We start from the raw sequence: 18,852 nt of genomic DNA, 5'->3' as shown, positions 1-18,852 counted from the left end.
GGATTTTTATGTATAGTATTTCATTCCAAGAAGATTCATTATTGCCAAGAGAAAGACTGGCCAAGGAAGGAGTTGAAGCGCTGAGTAATCAAGAGTTGCTAGCTATTTTACTTAGGACTGGAACACGTCAAGCCAGCGTTTTTGAAATTGCCCAGAAAGTCTTGAGCAATCTTTCAAGTCTAACGGATTTGAAAAAAATGACCCTGCAGGAATTACAGAGTCTGTCTGGTATCGGCCGTGTTAAGGCAATAGAATTACAAGCTATGATCGAACTGGGGCATCGTATTCATAAACATGAGACCCTTGAGATGGAAAGTATTCTCAGTAGCCAAAAGTTGGCCAAGAAGATGCAGCAGGAATTGGGCCATAAAAAACAAGAGCACCTGGTGGCGCTCTATCTCAATACTCAAAATCAAATCATCCATCAACAGACCATTTTTATCGGTTCAGCTACTCGCAGTATCGCTGAACCACGTGAGATTCTTCATTATGCTATCAAGCATATGGCGACTTCACTCATCTTGGTCCACAATCATCCTTCAGGAGCGGTAGCGCCTAGCCGAAATGATGATCATGTCACTAAACTTGTTAAAGAAGCTTGCGACCTGATGGGGATTGTCCTCTTGGATCATTTGATTGTCTCCCATTCTAGTTACTTTAGTTACCGTGAAAAGACAGATTTAATTTAAAGTTCATTTACGACATAGTCAAAGAGATTTTTATCTTTGGGACGATTTTCAAAAAGAAACTCTGGGTGCCACTGGACACCGAGAAAGGCAATGTCATCCGTACTCGTAACAGCTTCAATGATACCATCTTTAGGATCATGAGCCACAACTTTTAAGTTGGGGGCTAAATCCTTGATACTCTGGTGGTGGAAGGAGTTGATATGGGAAATTTCTCCATAGATTTCTCGAAGAACTGTATCAGGCTCTGTCACCAAGCGTTGAGTTGTGTATTCGGCGGAACAATCCTGCCAATGGTCTTCGATATCTTGGTACAAAGTTCCACCCATGGCAACGTTAAAGAGTTGAGTTCCACGACAGACAGAAAAAATTGGCTTTTTCTGTTTAATAGCTTCCTTGATGAGGGCCAGTTCAAAGATATCTCTTTGAAGATGGTAGTCATCGCTATCAATGGTTTTGGCTTCATCATAGAATTTTGGATCGACATTTTGCCCACCTGTCAAGATGAGCTTGTCAATCATACTGATATAGTGGCTAGCCATTTCTTGATCACCAATCGGTAGGATGATGGGAATCCCTCCAGCGTCTTTAACGCCTTCAACAAAGCCTTTTGCTACGTAGCTCATCATGATGTCATCATCTGGATGAGTTTTTTCGTTTCCTGTAATCCCAATAACTGGTTTTTTCATAAAATGATTTTCGCTTTCTAATCCTCTTTTCGCATGAAATAGAGGAGGGTTTGGAGTTCACTTGTCAAATCGACATACTGAACGACCACGTCTTTTGGTAAATGTAGATGGACTGGTGAAAAACTGAGAATTCCTTTCACGCCAGCATCCACCAAGAGATTAGCAACCTCTTGTGACTTAACGCTGGGAACGGTCAGGATAGCAGTCTTGACATCAGCATCCTTGATTTTATCCTTGATTTGAGAAATCCCGTAAATGGGAATTCCATCAGGAGTTTGGGTACCGACTTCGGGATGGTCATCTAGGTCAAAGGCCATGATAATCTTCATCTTGTTGCGCTCATGGAAGCGATAGTGGAGAAGGGCATGGCCCATATTTCCAATACCTACCAGCATGACATTGGTGATGGAGTTATCATTGAGCAAATCGGCAAAAAATGTCATCAGTTTTTTGACATCATAGCCAAAACCACGACGACCTAGTTCACCAAAATAGGAAAAATCACGACGTACGGTCGCGGAATCAATACCGATAGCCTCTGCAATTTGCTTAGAGTTGGCACGTTCAATCTTTTCTGCATGAAATCTCTTAAAAATTCGATAGTAGAGAGAGAGTCTTTTTGCTGTAGCTTTTGGAATAGCAGACTGTTTATCTTTCACAAAATCACAACCTTTCTATTCTTCTATTTTATAGAAACATTGTGAAAAAATCAACAAAAACAAGAAAAAACTAAGAAAAATCTTAGTTTTGATGTAAAAAATCTGCATGTGATAGAAAACGGTAGAGGTCTCCGACCAGTCCTTGGTAAACTTCTTGCCCTTTAAAGGTCAAAGAAGTTACATAAAGTGTATCTGGCAGAGTCACACATCCTGACAGAGCCAGCATGAGAGCCTCATAATCCTCATACTTGAGAGTGCGCTCTACATGATAGCTGTCCTTATAGGTCAGTTCAAACATTTTGGCTCTATCTTTCCGATTTTGTAAAGACACCACGTTCTACCAAGCTATCCATGAGGAAATAGAATTTTTCCTGATGAATGTGGTGGTCTTCTGATTTGAAAATATCAACTAGACGTAGCCCAAACTTGTCAGTGATATTGATTTTAGCACCTGTAAGTTCCTTGTTAATGATGATTTTGAGCTGGAATCCCTCACCGCTGTTCGGAACTTTTTCCAAAAGGCGAGTCAATTCATAGTTACCAACCTTTGTTTCAAAAAAAGTGTTGTCCTTAAGGGTGAATTTTTTAACAGAAGGGCTAAGAGTGTAGTCGTAACGACAATTTTTTAACTGAATGGTTTTTTCAAATGCCATATGGCTAACCTCCGATAATTTCTTTTAAGGTTTTTGCGAGGGTATGTAGGTCTTCAACAGTATTTTCTGGCGACAAACTGATACGAACGGATTCCTTCAGACGTTCTGAATTTGCCCCGTACATGGCTTCAAGAACATGGCTGGATTGTACAATGCCCGCAGTGCAGGCTGAGCCAGTAGAGATTGAAATTCCAGCCAAATCTAGACGAAGGAGTAAGAGGTCATTTTTCTGGCCAGGAAATCCAATATTGAGAACATAAGGGAGATGGTGATCGCTTCTATTCAGGTAATATTGAATGCCCTCTAGCTCTGTCAGAAAGGCAGTTTCTAGATTTTGTACATGTTGAAAATGTTCTTCTTGTTTTTCTAGGTCTTCTTTTAGGGCTGCAACCATGCCTATGATGGCAGCTAAATTTTCAGTCCCTGCTCGTTTTTTCTGTTCTTGGTCTCCGCCATGTAGATAGGAATCAAAATCCATGCTAGAAGCGTAGAGAAAACCGATTCCCTTAGGACCATGGAACTTGTGGGCCGAAGCAGTGAGAAAATCAATGCCCAATTCTTCTGGGTGTATAGGGATTTTACCAATAGCCTGAACTGCATCGACATGATAGGCAGCAGGGTGTTGTTTGAGTATTTGGCCAATTTCAGCAATGGGAAGTAGGTTTCCTGTCTCATTATTGGCAAACATGGTAGAAACCAAAATCGTATCATCACGTAAGGATTCTTGGATTTGCTGGGTCGTGATCTCTTGATTTTCTGGTTGGATAATGGTTACTTCAAAACCAAAGTGTTGAACCAAGTAATCAATGGTTTCAAGGACGGCATGGTGCTCAATGGCAGTTGTGATGATATGTTTTCCTTGTTCTTGATGACGAAGGCAGTAGCCAATGATGGCAGTATTGTTGCCTTCAGTCCCACCAGAAGTGAAAAAGATATGTTGAGGTTTTGTTCCCAGTAACTGGGCTAGTTCCTGACGGGCTTCGCGCAAGAGCTTGCCAGCTTGACGGCCATGCCCATGAATACTAGATGGATTGCCATGGGTTTCTTGCATAACCTTGGTCATAGCAGAAATAGCAACTGCTGACATGGGAGTCGTTGCAGCATTGTCCAAATAAATCAAAGAATCACCTTATTTCTTTTTGTTGTAAGCAAAGAGTGGGCTAACTGGTTTTCTTTCGTGGATACGGACGATAGCATCACCAATTAACTCACTAGCAGTGATGTAGCATACGTTTTTAGGAGTTTTTTCTTTTGTTGCTACTGAATCAGTCACAAGAATTTCTTTAATATTAGTATTGTCAAGAAGTTCAGCAGCTCCTTCGACGAAGAGACCGTGGCTAGAAACAGCATAAATTTCTGTAGCTCCTTCACGTTCAACGATTTTAGCAGCTTCAGAGAAGGTACGTCCTGTATTAAGAATATCATCAATCAAGATGGCTTTCTTACCTTCAACATCACCAATAATATAACCTTCGTTACGAGTTGCATCGTCTTGAGGGTAGTCGATAATGGCGATAGGAGCATCAAGATACTCAGCCAAGCTACGAGCACGTTTCACACCTGAATTTTTAGGGCTAACCACGACAACATCTGAACCGAGTAGGCCCTTATCGCAGTAATGTTTTGCAAATAGAGGAACTGTATAGAGGTTGTCAACAGGAATATCAAAGAAGCCTTGCACCTGAACAGCATGCAAATCAAGGGTAAGGACACGGTCAACTCCAGCCTTAACCAGCATATTAGCAACTAGTTTAGCTGTAAGTGGCTCACGAGGTGAAGCAATGCGGTCTTGACGTGCATAGCCAAAATATGGAAGAACAACGTTGATGCTGTGGGCACTTGCGCGCACACAAGCGTCGACCATGATCAACAATTCCATTAGGTGGTTGTTAACAGGGAAACTTGTTGATTGGATGATGTAAACATCATAACCACGGACACTTTCTTCGATATTCACTTGGATTTCTCCATCTGAAAATTGACGTGATGATAGTTTTCCAAGTGGGACACCAACAGCTTGAGCAATTTTCTGTGCAATCTCTTGGTTAGAGTTGAGTGCGAAAAGTTTCATGTTTTTTCTATCTGACATTATAGACCGTCCTCTGTAAACTTTTTAAATCCTAGCCATATCTGCCTAGCCTATATGAACTGGGATTTTTGTATTTTATCTTTTCTATTTTACCAAAAAATAGAGATTATTTCAGCTATTTTTCATGCTTTTGACAAATCGGACCAATTTTGAGGGAGCTTTTTGATAAGTAATCTGATTTTCCTCTAAAAATTGTTGGAAATCCTGTTTGCCTTGCTCGTGATTTTCCACTTCAAGCTCTAATTCGTAATCTGTCATATCAAAGTACTGACTTTCATCCAGCGCCATGAGGCCAATAGCTGTTTGCATTTCATAGCGAAGTGTCGTTAGACAACCGAGCACCTGCCAGTTCTTGCTCTGGATACCATGTTTAGCTAATTCATCAAGAATCAGCCCTTGAGGAAGTTCTTTCTTGCTCAGATAGTTTTCAGCATCTTTTAGTTGCAATTTTTGATTGTATTCCATGTTTCCAACACTTTGCGGGACTTTGAGTGTCAATTCTGCCCAGTCTTCAAAGGTTCGAATGCGCATAGCAACTTTCTTTTCTCGCAGTTCAAAATCAGGAGTGTCGATGTAGTAATTTTTTTGAAGAACAGGAGTAACACCTGTGAACTGGTCTTTTAGATGATTGTATTCATCTTTTTTCAAGAGTGTTTTCAATTCAATTTCTAAATGTTTCAATTTTCTTACCTTTTCTTTATCTATGAAAGCGGATTATATGATATAATAGCTTTGTATTTATTGTATATGAATCTGGAGAAAAAATCAAAGATATTTTTGAAGGATAATATGAGAACAAGGGAGAATATATGACCTTAGAATGGGAAGAATTTCTAGATCCTTACATTCAAGCTGTTGGTGAGTTAAAGATTAAACTACGTGGTATTCGTAAGCAATATCGTAAGCAAAATAAGCATTCTCCGATTGAGTTTGTGACTGGTCGAGTCAAACCAATTGAGAGCATCAAGGAAAAAATGGCTCGTCGTGGCATTACTTATGCGACCTTGGAACACGATTTGCAGGATATTGCTGGTCTACGTGTGATGGTTCAGTTTGTAGATGACGTCAAGGAAGTAGTGGAGATTTTGCGTAAACGTCAGGATATGCGGATCATCCAGGAGCGAGATTACATTACTCATCGAAAAGCATCAGGTTATCGTTCCTATCACGTGGTAGTAGAATATACGGTTGATACTATCAATGGTGCTAAGACCATTTTAGCGGAAATTCAGATTCGTACCTTGGCCATGAATTTTTGGGCAACGATAGAACATTCTCTCAACTACAAGTACCAAGGGGATTTCCCAGAGGAAATTAAGAAGCGACTGGAAATTACTGCCAAAATTGCCCATCAGTTGGATGAAGAAATGGGTAAAATTCGAGATGATATTCAGGAAGCCCAGGCTCTTTTTGATCCTTTGAGTAGAAAATTAAATGACGGTGTAGGAAACAGTGACGATACAGATGAAGAATACAGGTAAACGAATTGACCTGATAGCTAATAGAAAACCGCAGAGTCAAAGGGTTTTGTATGAATTGCGAGATCGTTTGAAGAGAAATCAGTTTATACTCAATGATACCAATCCGGACATTGTCATCTCCATTGGTGGGGATGGCATGCTCTTGTCGGCCTTTCATAAGTACGAAAATCAGCTTGACAAGGTCCGCTTTATCGGTGTTCATACTGGACATTTGGGCTTCTATACGGACTACCGTGATTTTGAGTTGGACAAGCTAGTGACTAATTTGCAGCTAGATACCGGAGCAAGAGTCTCTTACCCTGTTCTGAATGTGAAGGTCTTTCTTGAAAATGGTGAAGTGAAGATTTTTAGAGCACTAAATGAAGCCAGTATCCGCAGGTCTGATCGAACCATGGTGGCGGATGTTGTGATTAACGGTGTCCACTTTGAACGTTTTCGTGGAGATGGGCTAACAGTTTCGACACCGACTGGTAGTACAGCCTATAACAAATCACTTGGCGGAGCTGTTTTACACCCTACCATTGAAGCTCTTCAGTTGACGGAAATTGCCAGCCTTAACAATCGTGTCTATCGAACCCTGGGTTCGTCCATTATTGTTCCAAAGAAGGATAAGATTGAACTTATTCCAACAAGAAACGATTACCATACTATTTCGGTTGACAATAGCGTTTATTCCTTCCGCAATATTGAAAGAATTGAGTATCAAATTGACCATCATAAGATTCACTTTGTCGCATCACCTAGCCATACCAGTTTCTGGAACCGTGTGAAGGATGCTTTCATCGGCGAGGTGGACGAATGAGGTTTGAATTTATCGCAGATGAGCATGTTAAGGTTAAGACCTTTTTAAAAAAGCACGAGGTTTCTAAGGGGCTGCTAGCTAAGATTAAGTTTCGAGGTGGAGCTATTCTGGTAAATGACCAACCGCAAAATGCAACCTATCTATTGGATATTGGAGACCGAGTTACCATTGATATTCCCGCTGAGGAAGGCTTTGAAACTCTAGAAGCTATCGAGTATCCACTGGATATTCTCTATGAGGATGACCATTTTCTAGTCTTGAATAAACCCTATGGAGTGGCTTCTATTCCTAGTGTTAATCACTCTAATACAATTGCCAATTTTATCAAGGGTTACTACGTCAAGCAAAATTACGAAAATCAGCAGGTTCACATTGTAACCAGGCTTGATAGAGATACTTCTGGCTTGATGCTCTTTGCCAAGCACGGCTATGCCCACGCACGATTAGACAAGCAGTTACAGAAGAAGTCCATTGAAAAACGCTACTTTGCTTTGGTTAAAGGTGATGGACACTTGGAGCAAGAGGGAGAAATTATTGCTCCGATTGCGCGTGATGAAGATTCCATTATCACCAGACGGGTGGCTAAAGGTGGAAAGTATGCCCATACTTCTTACAAGATTGTAGCATCTTATGGGAATATTCACTTAGTTGATATTCGTCTGCATACTGGACGAACCCACCAAATCCGAGTCCATTTTTCTCATATTGGTTTTCCTTTGTTGGGAGATGACTTGTATGGTGGTAGTCTAGACGATGGAATTCAGCGCCAAGCCCTGCATTGCCATTACCTATCCTTTTATCATCCATTTTTAGAGCAAGACTTGCAGTTAGAAAGTCCCTTGCCGGATGATTTCAGTAACCTTATTACCCAGTTATCAACTAATACTCTATAAAAACTATTTCAGAGTATAATTATTATCTTAAAGGAGAAAACTCATGGAAGTTTTTGAAAGTCTCAAAGCCAACTTGGTTGGTAAAAATGCTCGTATCGTTCTCCCTGAAGGGGAAGAACCTCGTATTCTTCAAGCAACTAAACGCCTGGTAAAAGAAACAGAAGTGATTCCTGTTTTGCTTGGAAATCCTGAAAAAATTAAAATTTATCTTGAAATCGAAGGCATCGAGGACGGTTATGAAGTCATCGACCCTCAACACTACGATAAATTTGAAGAAATGGTCGCTGCCTTGGTAGAACGTCGCAAGGGTAAAATGTCTGAAGAAGATGCACGTAAGGTTTTGGTTGAAGATGTCAACTATTTTGGTGTTATGTTGGTTTACTTGGGCTTGGTTGATGGAATGGTGTCAGGAGCGATTCACTCAACAGCTTCAACAGTTCGCCCAGCCCTACAAATCATTAAAACTCGTCCAAATGTGACTCGTACTTCAGGTGCCTTCCTCATGGTTCGTGGTACGGAACGTTACCTGTTTGGAGACTGTGCCATCAACATTAATCCAGACGCAGAAGCTTTGGCTGAAATTGCCATTAACTCAGCAATCACAGCTAAAATGTTTGGAATCGAGCCTAAAATTGCTATGCTAAGCTATTCTACTAAAGGTTCAGGATTTGGAGAAAGCGTTGATAAGGTTGTTGAAGCAACTAAAATTGCTCATGACTTGCGCCCTGACCTTGAAATCGATGGTGAGTTGCAATTTGATGCGGCATTTGTTCCAGAAACTGCAGCTCTGAAAGCTCCTGGAAGTACAGTAGCTGGTCAAGCAAACGTCTTCATCTTCCCAGGTATCGAGGCAGGAAATATTGGCTACAAGATGGCAGAACGTCTTGGTGGCTTTGCGGCAGTAGGTCCTGTTTTGCAAGGTTTGAACAAGCCAGTTAACGACCTTTCTCGTGGATGTAATGCTGATGATGTGTACAAGTTGACTCTTATCACAGCAGCTCAAGCAGTTCATCAATAATAATTCAACCTCTTTCCCTTGGGAAGAGGCTTTTTAATACTAGGAAAAGGACAGTTAGAGTCTTCTGTGTTATACTAGAGATATGTTAGATTTGAAAGAATACGGTATCGTCATGTGGCCGGATGAGAAGATTGTTTCTTTCCGTGAGAAACTTCTTACCTGGTATGATGAAAACAAAAGAGATTTACCCTGGCGTAGAAGTAAAAATCCTTATCATATCTGGGTGTCTGAAATTATGCTCCAGCAGACTAGGGTGGATACAGTTATCCCTTACTACGAACGATTCTTGGCCTGGTTTCCAACAGTTGAAAGTTTGGCAACTGCCCCTGAAGAGCGTTTGTTGAAGGCTTGGGAAGGTTTGGGCTATTATTCTCGAGTTCGTAATATGCAGGCTGCAGCCCAGCAGATTATGACTGACTTTGGTAGTCAATTTCCAAACACTTATGAAGGAATTTCCAGCTTGAAAGGGATTGGTCCTTACACAGCAGGAGCCATTTCCAGTATTGCTTTTAACTTGCCTGAGCCAGCTGTAGATGGTAATGTCATGCGTGTTTTGGCGCGTCTATTTGAAGTCAACCACGATATTGGGATTCCAAGTAATCGTAAAATTTTTCAGGCAATGATGGAAATCTTGATTGACCCAGAAAGGCCTGGTGACTTTAATCAAGCTTTGATGGACTTGGGATCAGATATTGAGGCGCCTGTAAATCCCAGACCAGAAGAAAGCCCAGTTAAGGACTTTAGTGCGGCATATCAGAATGGAAGCATGGACCGTTATCCAATTAAGGCTCCAAAGAAAAAGCCAATTCCCATTTATCTTAAAGCCTTAGTTGTGAAAAATTCTCAGGGACAATTTTTACTTGAAAAAAATGAAAGTGAAAAGCTCTTGGCAGGTTTTTGGCATTTCCCACTGGTAGAAGTAGATAACTTTTCACAAGAAGAGCAGTTTGACCTCTTTCACCAGGTTGCAGAAGAAAATGTGAACTTTGGTCCCAGTCCAGAAGAGAGTTTCCAGCAGGATTATGACTTAGATGTTGATTGGCTTGATATTTATTTTGACACTGTCAAGCATGTCTTTAGTCATCGCAAGTGGCATGTTCAAATTGTAGCAGGCCAGGTGACTGACTTTCATAACTTTTCAGATAGGGAAGTTCGCTGGCTTTCACCAGAAGAGTTTAAGAATTACCCACTTGCCAAACCCCAACAAAAAATCTGGCAGGCTTATGCAAAAGCCAACTTAGACAGTAGCAAAGACTAGCTATTGTGTCTTCTTGTTATTTTTTGATATAATAGTAGAGAAAAAGGTGAACAAATGAAAAAAATATTAATTGTAGATGATGAAAAACCAATCTCGGATATTATCAAGTTTAATATGACCAAGGAAGGTTACGAAGTTGTAACTGCTTTTAATGGTCGTGAAGCGCTAGAACAATTTGAAGCAGAGCAGCCAGATATTATTATTCTGGATTTGATGCTTCCCGAAATTGATGGTTTAGAAGTTGCTAAGACCATTCGCAAGACAAGTAGTGTGCCTATTATCATGCTTTCTGCTAAAGACAGTGAATTTGATAAGGTTATCGGTTTAGAGCTTGGAGCGGATGACTATGTAACCAAACCCTTCTCAAATCGTGAGTTGCAGGCGCGTGTTAAAGCTCTTCTTCGTCGTACGGACTTGGTTTCTGTAGATAATCAAGAGTCAGATGAAAAGAAAACCCAACCCTTGCAAATTGGGGACTTGGAGATTGTACCAGATGCTTATGTAGCTAAAAAATACGGTGAAGAACTAGACTTAACCCACCGTGAATTTGAGCTTTTGTATCACTTGGCTTCTCATATTGGTCAAGTGATTACCCGTGAACACTTGCTTGAAACGGTCTGGGGTTATGATTATTTCGGAGATGTTCGGACTGTTGACGTAACTATCAGACGTTTGCGTGAGAAGATTGAAGATACACCAAGTCGTCCAGAGTATATCCTAACACGTCGCGGTGTTGGTTATTATATGAGAAATAATGATTGAATTTATTAGAAAAAATATTCTTACTAGTGATTTTATCTTCATTTTAATTTTATTGGGTTTTATCTTGATTGTTACCTTGCTTTTGCTAGAAAATCGGCGAGATAATATTCGGTTGAAGCAAATTAATCAAAAGGTGAAAGACCTGATTGCAGGAGACTATTCTCAGGTATTGGATATGCAGGGAAGCTCTGAAATCACTAATATTACCAATAATCTCAATGATTTATCAGAAGTAATCCGTTTGACTCAAGAAAATCTGGAACAAGAGAGTAAACGATTACATAGTATCCTCTCTTATATGACGGACGGAGTCCTTGCGACCAATCGTCGTGGCAAGATTACCATGATTAATGACATGGCTAAGAAACAGTTAGGTGTTCAGAAAGAAGATGTTCTAAACCAAAGTATCCTAGAATTGCTTGAGATTGAAGATGAGTATGAACTTCGTGATTTGATTACCCAAGTTCCTGAGCTTATGATTGATTCTCAGGATGCCAATGGTGAATATCTGAGCCTTCGTGTACGTTTTGCCTTGGTTCGTCGAGAGTCTGGCTTTATCTCAGGTTTGGTTGCAGTTTTGCATGATACGACGGAGCAGGAGAAGGAAGAACGGGAACGGAGACTCTTTGTTTCCAACGTTAGTCATGAGCTACGAACGCCTCTGACTAGCGTAAAATCCTATCTTGAAGCCTTGGATGAGGGTGCCTTGTCAGAACCTGTCGCTCCAGACTTTATCAAGGTGTCTCTAGACGAAACAAACCGTATGATGCGGATGGTGACGGATCTTCTCCATCTTTCACGTATTGATAATGCAACCAGTCATCTAGATGTGGAACTGATTAACTTTACAGCTTTTATTACTTTTATTCTTAACCGTTTTGATAAGATGAGGGGATCAGATGAAGAGAAGAAATACGAATTGGTTAGAGATTATCCGATTACGTCTGTCTGGATTGAAATTGATACAGACAAAATGACACAAGTGATTGATAATATTCTTAACAATGCCATTAAGTATTCACCAGATGGTGGGAAAATCACAGTGACCATGAAGACAACTGATGATCAGATGATTTTATCTATCTCAGACCAAGGTTTGGGTATTCCTAAGCAGGATTTACCACGTATTTTTGACCGTTTTTATCGTGTGGATCGTGCCAGAAGTCGTGCTCAAGGTGGAACAGGATTGGGACTGTCTATTGCTAAAGAAATTATCAAACAACATAAGGGCTTTATTTGGGCTAAGAGTGAATACGGTAAGGGATCAACCTTCACTATTGTGCTCCCTTATGATAAGGATGCAGTGAAAGAAGAAGTATGGGAGGACGAAGTAGAAGACTAGAATGAGTGAAACAGGCTTTAAATACAGTATTTTAGCGTCGGGTTCCAGTGGAAATTCCTTTTATCTGGAAACCCCAAAAAAGAAGCTTTTAGTGGATGCAGGCTTGTCTGGTAAGAAAATTACCAGCCTACTTGCTGAAATTAACCGTAAACCCGAGGACCTGGATGCCATCTTGATTACACATGAGCATTCAGACCATATCCACGGAGTGGGAGTTTTGGCTCGCAAGTATGGTATGGATCTTTATGCCAATGAAAAGACCTGGCAAGCAATGGAAAATAGCAAGTATCTCGGCAAGGTGGATTCTTCGCAAAAGCATATCTTTGAAATGGGCAAAACCAAAACATTTGGAGATATCGACATTGAGAGTTTTGGTGTTAGCCACGATGCTGTTGCACCGCAGTTCTATCGCTTTATGAAGGATGATAAGAGTTTTGTAATGTTGACTGATACAGGTTATGTTAGTGATCGAATGGCAGGAATTGTCGAGAATGCAGATGGCTATCTTATCGAGTCCAACCATGATGTAGAGATTTTGCGAGCAGGTTCTTACGCTTGGCGACTCAAACAACGAATCCTATCGGATCTCGGTCACCTTTCTAACGAGGACGGTGCCGAAGCTATGATTCGTACCTTGGGAAACCGCACTAAGAAAATCTACCTCGGGCATTTATCTAAGGAGAACAATATCAAGGAACTGGCTCATATGACCATGGTCAATCAGCTAGCACAAGCTGATCTGGGAGTTGGAGTAGATTTTAAGGTATATGATACCTCACCAGATACTGCAACACCATTGACAGATATATAAAAAAGAAGGCGAGGGCCTTCTTTTTTATATCTTTTACAATTCAGCGAAATCTTTGATTTCTTGTGCTGACATTGAAGAGTCGCAACGGACATTGATTTGTCCATCTGCAATGTGAACGAAGCCTGGTACAGTTGGAATTCCATAGCGTGAGCGGAATTCTTGTAACTCATTGAGTTGGCTTGGTTCTTCACTGTTGATGAAGTAGATGTGAGCTTTGGTTTCAGCTACGACACCTGCCAAGGTACCAGCAAATTTACGGCAGTAAGGGCAAGTTTTGCGACCGATAAAGAAGGTTGCAGTTTCTTTTTTATCAAGAGCTTCTTGCGCACGCGCAACTGTAGTGACTTCAAGGTCTTTGATGTTATCTAAAAATTGTTCCATGAGATTACCTCGCTTTCATTGATAAGTCTAGTATGCCATAAAGTTTCTAAAATTGCTTAGATTTGATACGAAAAAAAGATGAGATTGGTTAGTCTCATCTTTTATAGGTCTTTATTTTACAAAAGCATTGATTTCTGCTTCGATATTATCAATTTTAGTTTGTGATTCTTCGTTTGTTTCACCTACAACTGCAATGTAGAACTTGATTTTTGGTTCTGTACCTGAAGGGCGAACAGCAATCCATGAACCGTCAGCAAGTGTGTATTTCAAAACATCACTTGGAGGAGTTGTTAAGTTTGTAACAGTACCGTCAGCAGCAGTAGCAGTTTGTGCCTTGAAGTCTTCTACGACAGTGATAGCTGTTGCGTTCCATTCTTTTGGAGCATTGTTACGGAATTTAGCCATAATTGCTTTGATTTGTTCAGCACCATCGACACCTGAAAGGGTAACAGAGATTGTCTTTTCTGCATAGTAGCCGTACTCTTTGTAGATTTCTTCGATACCGTCAGCAAGTGTCAAACCACGTGAACGGTAGTAGGCAGCAAGCTCAGCAACGACGAGAACGGCTTGGATAGCATCTTTATCACGTACGAATGGTTTAATCAAATAACCGAAGCTTTCTTCAAATCCCATCATGTAAGTGTGATTGTGTTTTTCTTCGAATTCTTGGATTTTTTCAGCGATAAATTTGAAACCTGTCAAAACGTTGAACATAGTTGCGCCGTAGCTTTCAGCAATCTTCGTTACCAAGTCAGTTGATACAATAGATTTGCAGAGCGCTGCATTTTCAGGAAGAGTTCCAGCGTTTTTGTGGGCTTCCAAGATGTATTTAGCCATGATGGCACCGATTTGGTTACCTGAAAGGTTAAGGTAGCTACCATCTTTTTGAAGAACTTCAACACCAACACGGTCAGCATCAGGGTCAGTTGCCACAAGAACATCTGCACCAACTTGACGACCAAGTTCTTCAGCAAGGGCAAAGGCTGCTTGGCTTTCTGGGTTTGGAGATTTTACAGTTGAAAAGTCTGGGTCAGCAGTTGCTTGCGCTTCAACAACTTGAACAGAGTCAAATCCAGCTTGGGCAAGAGCACGACGAGCCAACATTTCACCAGTACCATGAAGTGGTGTGTAGACAATCTTCATGTCTTTACCGAATTCTTCAATCAAGTCTGGGTTGATGTTTACGTCTTTGACTTCTTTGAGGTATTCTACGTCAACAGCTTCGCCGATAACTTCAATCAAGCCAGAAGCTTTTTCAGCTTCAACATCAGCAACTTCAACTGCAAATGGATTTTCGATTGCACGGATGTATGTTGTCAAAGCATCCGCATCGTGTGGAGGCATTTGTCCACCATCTTCACCATAAACCTTGTAACCGTTAAATGGTGCAGGGTTGTGGCTAGCAGTAATCATGATACCTGCAAAACAGTTGAGGTGACGAACTGCAAAAGAAAGCTCTGGAGTAGGACGAAGGCTTTCAAATACGTAAGATTTGATACCGTGTTTAGCAAGAACTGCAGCAGATTCAAAGGCAAACTCAGGAGAAAAGTGACGGCTATCATAAGCAATCGCAACACCACGCTCTTTTTCGTTTCCACCTTTTGATTCAATCAAACGTGCCAAACCTTCTGTTGCTTGACGAACAACGTAGATATTGATACGGTTTGTACCCGCACCAATCAAACCACGCATACCTGCAGTACCAAATTCAAGATTTGTATAGAAGGCATCTTCCTTTGTTTTTTCATCCATATTTTCTAAATCTTGACGAAGGTAGTCAGGAAGCTCTGCAAAATCAAGCCATTTTTGATAATTTTCTTGGTAAGACATATTGATTCTCCTTAATAGTTTTTGTTCTCATCGCTTTCATTATATCATGATTTAGTTTTTTAGTAAAACGTTAGCATGAGCGTTACTACTTTAATAAATAATTTTAATTATGATATCTGCTAGGTTTATTCTTCAGGTTTTCTATTGTAAAAGCATAGGAAATTGATTTTCAAAAAATACATTTAGTGATTAGTTCGGTATTTCTAATTTGTTTCTAAAAATTTTAGAAATAATTCTATAATTTTTAGATTTTTTTTAAAACGTTCGGTTTCTAATTTGAATGATCTTATATCTATGGTATAATATTACTAATAATAAAAGGAGATATTCTATTATGAAAAAAATTCTTAGCTATTCTGCTTTGCTGTTATCAACATTAGCACTTGTTGCTTGTGGATCATCAAAAAAAGCAAGCGACAATGGTACTGCATCCAACTCCAACTTTGAAGTATCTGTTAAAGATGGGATGTTTGTATTGCCTAAAGATGAAGATTCGTCTTCAAGCTATCTTGCTCTTCAAGTAGAGATCAAAAACAATCGTGATAAACAGTTCAGTTTCACTAACCGAGATATCACTCTTTATAATGAAAAAGATGAAAAAGTAGAACCAATTCAAATGTATGAGAGTGATAGTAAAACTAAATTCATGGATTATGGTGATAGTATTTCTAAAGGAAAAAGTGTAGCTGGCTATGTTGTTTATGAAGTTGATAAAAATGCTAAATATGAACTTCATTTTGCACCTAGCTTCTATGAAGACATCAAAGAAACATCTAATAAGAATAATGATGTAGCTATTAAAGTTGATCCAAGTAAGTACGAAGATCATATCGATGAAGCTAAAGAGGTAATGAAAAAGTATGTTGATGCGGTTTACCTTGATGGGGAAAACTCAGGGGGTGGAACAAAACTAAGTACTGCTGATAACAAGGCTAAAGTTGTTGCCCTTGCAGATGATAAAAAATCATCTGATAATGGAGCTGAATTCACTAATGATGTTAAGGCTGATCGGGAAGAATTCATTAAGAAATTTACAGAATCATTCGGAAAAAGTTTTTATAACTACAAACCTTCAGATTCAGAACTTCGCACCTTTGCTGAAGGATATATCAAAGCTAATGCTAAACGAGCAAAGGTAGAATACAAAGTAAAAACTTATTTACCTGATTATGCAGTTATCTATGTAAGACCAGAAACAATTGACTTGGAAAACTTAAATGTTTTTGAACTAAGCCGTAAATTCTACGAAGAAAATAAAGGAAAATATGGTAACTATTCAGAAGCTATGAAAGCTGGTGAGAAGTATATTCTAGAAAATGCTCCAAGCCAATTTGAGTCTACTCCTCTAGATACTAGTGATAGTATGAGAAAAGAGGGGTATGAAATTAAAATGAGTAAAAAAGATGGGAAATGGACCATTGACACTTCTTCTAAGAACTATGATTTAAACGATATGGCTCGCACATTCCGTGGAGGGGTTGGTTATTAATATTAAAAGTTCGAGTTTTAAACTTGAACTTTTTTATTGCATTTGTATAAAATAGAAAAAGATAGTAAAATAGGTTTATGATTATTTTACAAGCTAATAAAATTGAACGTTCTTTTGCAGGAGAGGTTCTTTTTGATAATATCAACCTGCAGGTTGATGAACGAGACAGGATTGCCCTTGTTGGGAAAAATGGAGCAGGTAAGTCTACTCTTTTGAAGATTTTGGTTGGAGAAGAGGAGCCAACTAGTGGAGAAATCAATAAGAAAAAAGATATTTCTCTGTCTTACCTAGCCCAAGATAGCCGTTTTGAGTCTGAAAATACCATCTACGATGAGATGCTTCATGTCTTTGATGACTTGCGTCGTACGGAGAAACAACTTCGTCAGATGGAGCTAGAGATGGGTGAAAAGTCTGGTGAGGATTTGGATAAACTGATGTCAGATTACGACCGCTTATCTGAGAATTTTCGCCAAGCAGGTGGTTTCACTTATGAAGCTGATATTCGAGCGATTTTAAATGGATTCAAGTTTGACGAGTCTATGTGGCAGATGAAAATAGCTGAACTTTCAGGTGGTCAAAATACTCGTCTGGCTCTGGCCAAAATGCTTCTTGAAAAGCCAAATCTCTTGGTATTGGACGAGCCAACCAACCACTTGGATATTGAAACCATCGCCTGGCTAGAAAATTACTTGGTAAACTATAGCGGTGCCCTCATTATTGTCAGCCACGACCGTTACTTCTTGGACAAGGTTGCGACAATTACGTTAGATTTGACCAAGCATTCCTTGGATCGTTATGTGGGGAATTACTCTCGTTTTGTTGAGTTAAAGGAGCAAAAGCTAGCTACTGAGGCAAAAAACTATGAAAAGCAACAAAAGGAAATCGCTGCTCTGGAAGACTTTGTCAATCGCAATCTAGTCCGTGCTTCGACGACCAAACGTGCCCAATCTCGACGCAAACAACTGGAAAAAATGGAGCGTTTGGACAAACCTGAAGCTGGCAAGAAATCAGCCAACATGACCTTCCAGTCTGAAAAAACGTCGGGCAATGTTGTCTTGACTGTTGAAAATGCGGCTATTGGCTATGACGGGGAAGTACTGTCAGAGCCTATCAATCTAGACCTTCGTAAGATGAATGCTGTCGCCATCGTTGGTCCAAATGGTATTGGCAAGTCAACCTTTATCAAGTCCATTGTGGACCAGATTCCTTTTATCAAGGGAGAAAAGCGCTTTGGCGCCAATGTTGAGGTTGGTTACTATGACCAAACCCAAAGCAAGCTGACACCAAGTAATACGGTGCTGGATGAACTTTGGAATGATTTTAAACTGACACCGGAAGTTGAAATCCGTAATCGTCTAGGAGCCTTCCTTTTTTCTGGAGATGATGTTAAAAAATCAGTTGGTATGCTGTCTGGTGGCGAAAAAGCTCGTTTGCTTTTAGCTAAATTGTCCATGGAAAACAACAACTTCCTGATTCTGGATGAGCCAACCAACCACTTGGATATTGATAGCAAGGAAGTGTTGGAAAATGCCTTGATTGACTTCGATGGAACTCTTCTATTCGTCAGTCATGACCGTTACTTTATCAATCGTGTGGCAACTCATGTTTTGGAATTGTCTGATAAGGGTTCGACTCTTTACTTGGGAGATTACGACTACTATGTTGAGAAGAAAGCAGAAGTAGAAATGACTCAGGCTGAGGAAACTTCAACTAGTAATCAAGTAAAAGAAGCAAGTCCTGTGAATGACTATCAAGCCCAAAAAGAGAGTCAAAAAGAAGTTCGCAAACTCATGCGACAAATCGAAAGTCTAGAAGCTGAAATTGAAGAGTTAGAAAGTCAAAGCCAAGCCATTTCTGAACAAATGTTGGAAACAAACGATGCCGACAAACTGATGGAATTGCAGACTGAGCTGGACAAAATCAGCCATCGTCAGGAAGAAGCTATGCTTGAGTGGGAAGAATTATCAGAGCAGGTGTAAGATTTCTAAGTTATCCGCCCTTCTCGTTTG

General features: G+C 40.0%; 20 protein-coding genes. 11 read left to right on the top strand and 9 right to left on the bottom strand.

The window, feature by feature from the left end; genetic code table 11:
- Positions 1-8 precede the first annotated feature (8 nt).
- Complete coding sequence (radC, locus tag HMPREF2701_RS07655) at positions 9-689, top strand: RadC family protein (protein WP_070482651.1); 681 nt, start codon at positions 9-11, stop codon at positions 687-689.
- Here radC and HMPREF2701_RS07650 read toward each other — a convergent pair.
- The 7 genes from HMPREF2701_RS07650 to HMPREF2701_RS07620 form a co-directional block, all read right to left on the bottom strand.
- Positions 686-1,375, bottom strand: coding sequence for a gamma-glutamyl-gamma-aminobutyrate hydrolase family protein (locus HMPREF2701_RS07650; RefSeq protein WP_049491696.1), 690 nt, complete (start codon positions 1,373-1,375; stop codon positions 686-688). The genes radC and HMPREF2701_RS07650 overlap by 4 nt on opposite strands.
- 17 nt (positions 1,376-1,392) lie before the next feature.
- Positions 1,393-2,034: a redox-sensing transcriptional repressor Rex gene (locus HMPREF2701_RS07645; protein ID WP_000653417.1), complete on the bottom strand. Its 642-nt coding sequence runs from the start codon at positions 2,032-2,034 to the stop codon at positions 1,393-1,395.
- Between the two features lie 82 nt (positions 2,035-2,116).
- A complete protein-coding gene (locus HMPREF2701_RS07640; RefSeq protein ID WP_000462491.1) occupies positions 2,117-2,332 on the bottom strand; it encodes a DUF4649 family protein in 216 nt (71 codons plus the stop codon).
- 7 nt (positions 2,333-2,339) lie between these two features.
- Complete coding sequence (locus tag HMPREF2701_RS07635) at positions 2,340-2,687, bottom strand: DUF1831 domain-containing protein (protein WP_000863540.1); 348 nt, start codon at positions 2,685-2,687, stop codon at positions 2,340-2,342.
- 4 nt (positions 2,688-2,691) lie between these two features.
- Positions 2,692-3,807: a cysteine desulfurase family protein gene (locus HMPREF2701_RS07630; protein ID WP_070482646.1), complete on the bottom strand. Its 1,116-nt coding sequence runs from the start codon at positions 3,805-3,807 to the stop codon at positions 2,692-2,694.
- 9 nt (positions 3,808-3,816) lie between these two features.
- Positions 3,817-4,776: a ribose-phosphate diphosphokinase gene (locus HMPREF2701_RS07625; protein WP_001283823.1), complete on the bottom strand. Its 960-nt coding sequence runs from the start codon at positions 4,774-4,776 to the stop codon at positions 3,817-3,819.
- Positions 4,777-4,887: 111 nt separating this feature from the next.
- On the bottom strand, positions 4,888-5,457 hold the full coding sequence (locus HMPREF2701_RS07620) for a CYTH domain-containing protein (protein WP_070482643.1): 570 nt from the start codon (positions 5,455-5,457) through the stop codon (positions 4,888-4,890).
- Between the two features lie 128 nt (positions 5,458-5,585).
- On the opposite strand from HMPREF2701_RS07620, the gene HMPREF2701_RS07615 reads away from it, so the two are divergent.
- The 8 genes from HMPREF2701_RS07615 (at position 5,586) to HMPREF2701_RS07580 (ending at position 13,143) form a co-directional block, all read left to right on the top strand.
- On the top strand, positions 5,586-6,257 hold the full coding sequence (locus HMPREF2701_RS07615) for a GTP diphosphokinase (protein ID WP_000171682.1): 672 nt from the start codon (positions 5,586-5,588) through the stop codon (positions 6,255-6,257).
- Positions 6,241-7,059, top strand: a complete 819-nt coding sequence (locus HMPREF2701_RS07610; RefSeq protein ID WP_000799056.1) for an NAD kinase — start codon at positions 6,241-6,243, stop codon at positions 7,057-7,059. Before HMPREF2701_RS07615 ends, HMPREF2701_RS07610 begins: the two co-directional genes overlap by 17 nt.
- Complete coding sequence (locus HMPREF2701_RS07605; protein ID WP_070482641.1) at positions 7,056-7,952, top strand: RluA family pseudouridine synthase; 897 nt, start codon at positions 7,056-7,058, stop codon at positions 7,950-7,952. The genes HMPREF2701_RS07610 and HMPREF2701_RS07605 overlap by 4 nt, the downstream gene beginning before the upstream one ends.
- Before the next feature lie 43 nt (positions 7,953-7,995).
- Positions 7,996-8,970 carry a phosphate acetyltransferase gene (gene pta / locus HMPREF2701_RS07600; RefSeq protein ID WP_000451571.1) on the top strand — a complete coding sequence of 325 codons (975 nt, stop codon included), beginning with the start codon at positions 7,996-7,998 and terminating at the stop codon, positions 8,968-8,970.
- 82 nt (positions 8,971-9,052) lie between these two features.
- A complete protein-coding gene (gene mutY, locus HMPREF2701_RS07595) occupies positions 9,053-10,228 on the top strand; it encodes an A/G-specific adenine glycosylase (RefSeq protein ID WP_061589755.1) in 1,176 nt (391 codons plus the stop codon).
- A gap of 54 nt (positions 10,229-10,282) precedes the next feature.
- The gene (gene yycF, locus HMPREF2701_RS07590) at positions 10,283-10,990 is read left to right on the top strand and encodes a response regulator YycF (RefSeq protein ID WP_000722072.1); all 708 of its coding nucleotides are present in this window, start codon (positions 10,283-10,285) and stop codon (positions 10,988-10,990) included.
- Entirely contained in the window at positions 10,983-12,332 is a 1,350-nt protein-coding gene (gene vicK / locus HMPREF2701_RS07585; protein WP_061589754.1) for a cell wall metabolism sensor histidine kinase VicK, read from the top strand. The genes yycF and vicK overlap by 8 nt, the downstream gene beginning before the upstream one ends.
- A 1-nt stretch (position 12,333) precedes the next feature.
- Complete coding sequence (locus tag HMPREF2701_RS07580) at positions 12,334-13,143, top strand: MBL fold metallo-hydrolase (protein WP_000004964.1); 810 nt, start codon at positions 12,334-12,336, stop codon at positions 13,141-13,143.
- Positions 13,144-13,176: 33 nt separating this feature from the next.
- Here HMPREF2701_RS07580 and HMPREF2701_RS07575 read toward each other — a convergent pair whose 3' ends face one another.
- Both HMPREF2701_RS07575 and HMPREF2701_RS07570 read right to left on the bottom strand, forming a co-directional pair.
- Positions 13,177-13,524 carry a DUF6568 family protein gene (locus HMPREF2701_RS07575; RefSeq protein WP_061589753.1) on the bottom strand — a complete coding sequence of 116 codons (348 nt, stop codon included), beginning with the start codon at positions 13,522-13,524 and terminating at the stop codon, positions 13,177-13,179.
- Between the two features lie 111 nt (positions 13,525-13,635).
- Positions 13,636-15,354, bottom strand: a complete 1,719-nt coding sequence (locus HMPREF2701_RS07570) for a phospho-sugar mutase (RefSeq protein ID WP_061589752.1) — start codon at positions 15,352-15,354, stop codon at positions 13,636-13,638.
- Between the two features lie 334 nt (positions 15,355-15,688).
- Between HMPREF2701_RS07570 and HMPREF2701_RS07565 the strand changes: the two genes are divergently transcribed.
- Positions 15,689-16,843, top strand: a complete 1,155-nt coding sequence (locus tag HMPREF2701_RS07565; protein ID WP_070482639.1) for a DUF5105 domain-containing protein — start codon at positions 15,689-15,691, stop codon at positions 16,841-16,843.
- Between the two features lie 77 nt (positions 16,844-16,920).
- Positions 16,921-18,822 (top strand): ABC transporter ATP-binding protein, encoded by a 1,902-nt coding sequence (locus HMPREF2701_RS07560; protein WP_070482636.1) that lies wholly within the window; start codon positions 16,921-16,923, stop codon positions 18,820-18,822.
- The last annotated feature ends 30 nt before the right edge of the window (positions 18,823-18,852 follow it).

Source organism: Streptococcus sp. HMSC077D04, from assembly GCF_001808785.1.
Classification (GTDB): domain Bacteria; phylum Bacillota; class Bacilli; order Lactobacillales; family Streptococcaceae; genus Streptococcus; species Streptococcus mitis_BX.
The sequence above is the reverse complement of the archived record's forward strand: the minus strand, read 5'-3'. Positions and strand labels throughout refer to the sequence as shown.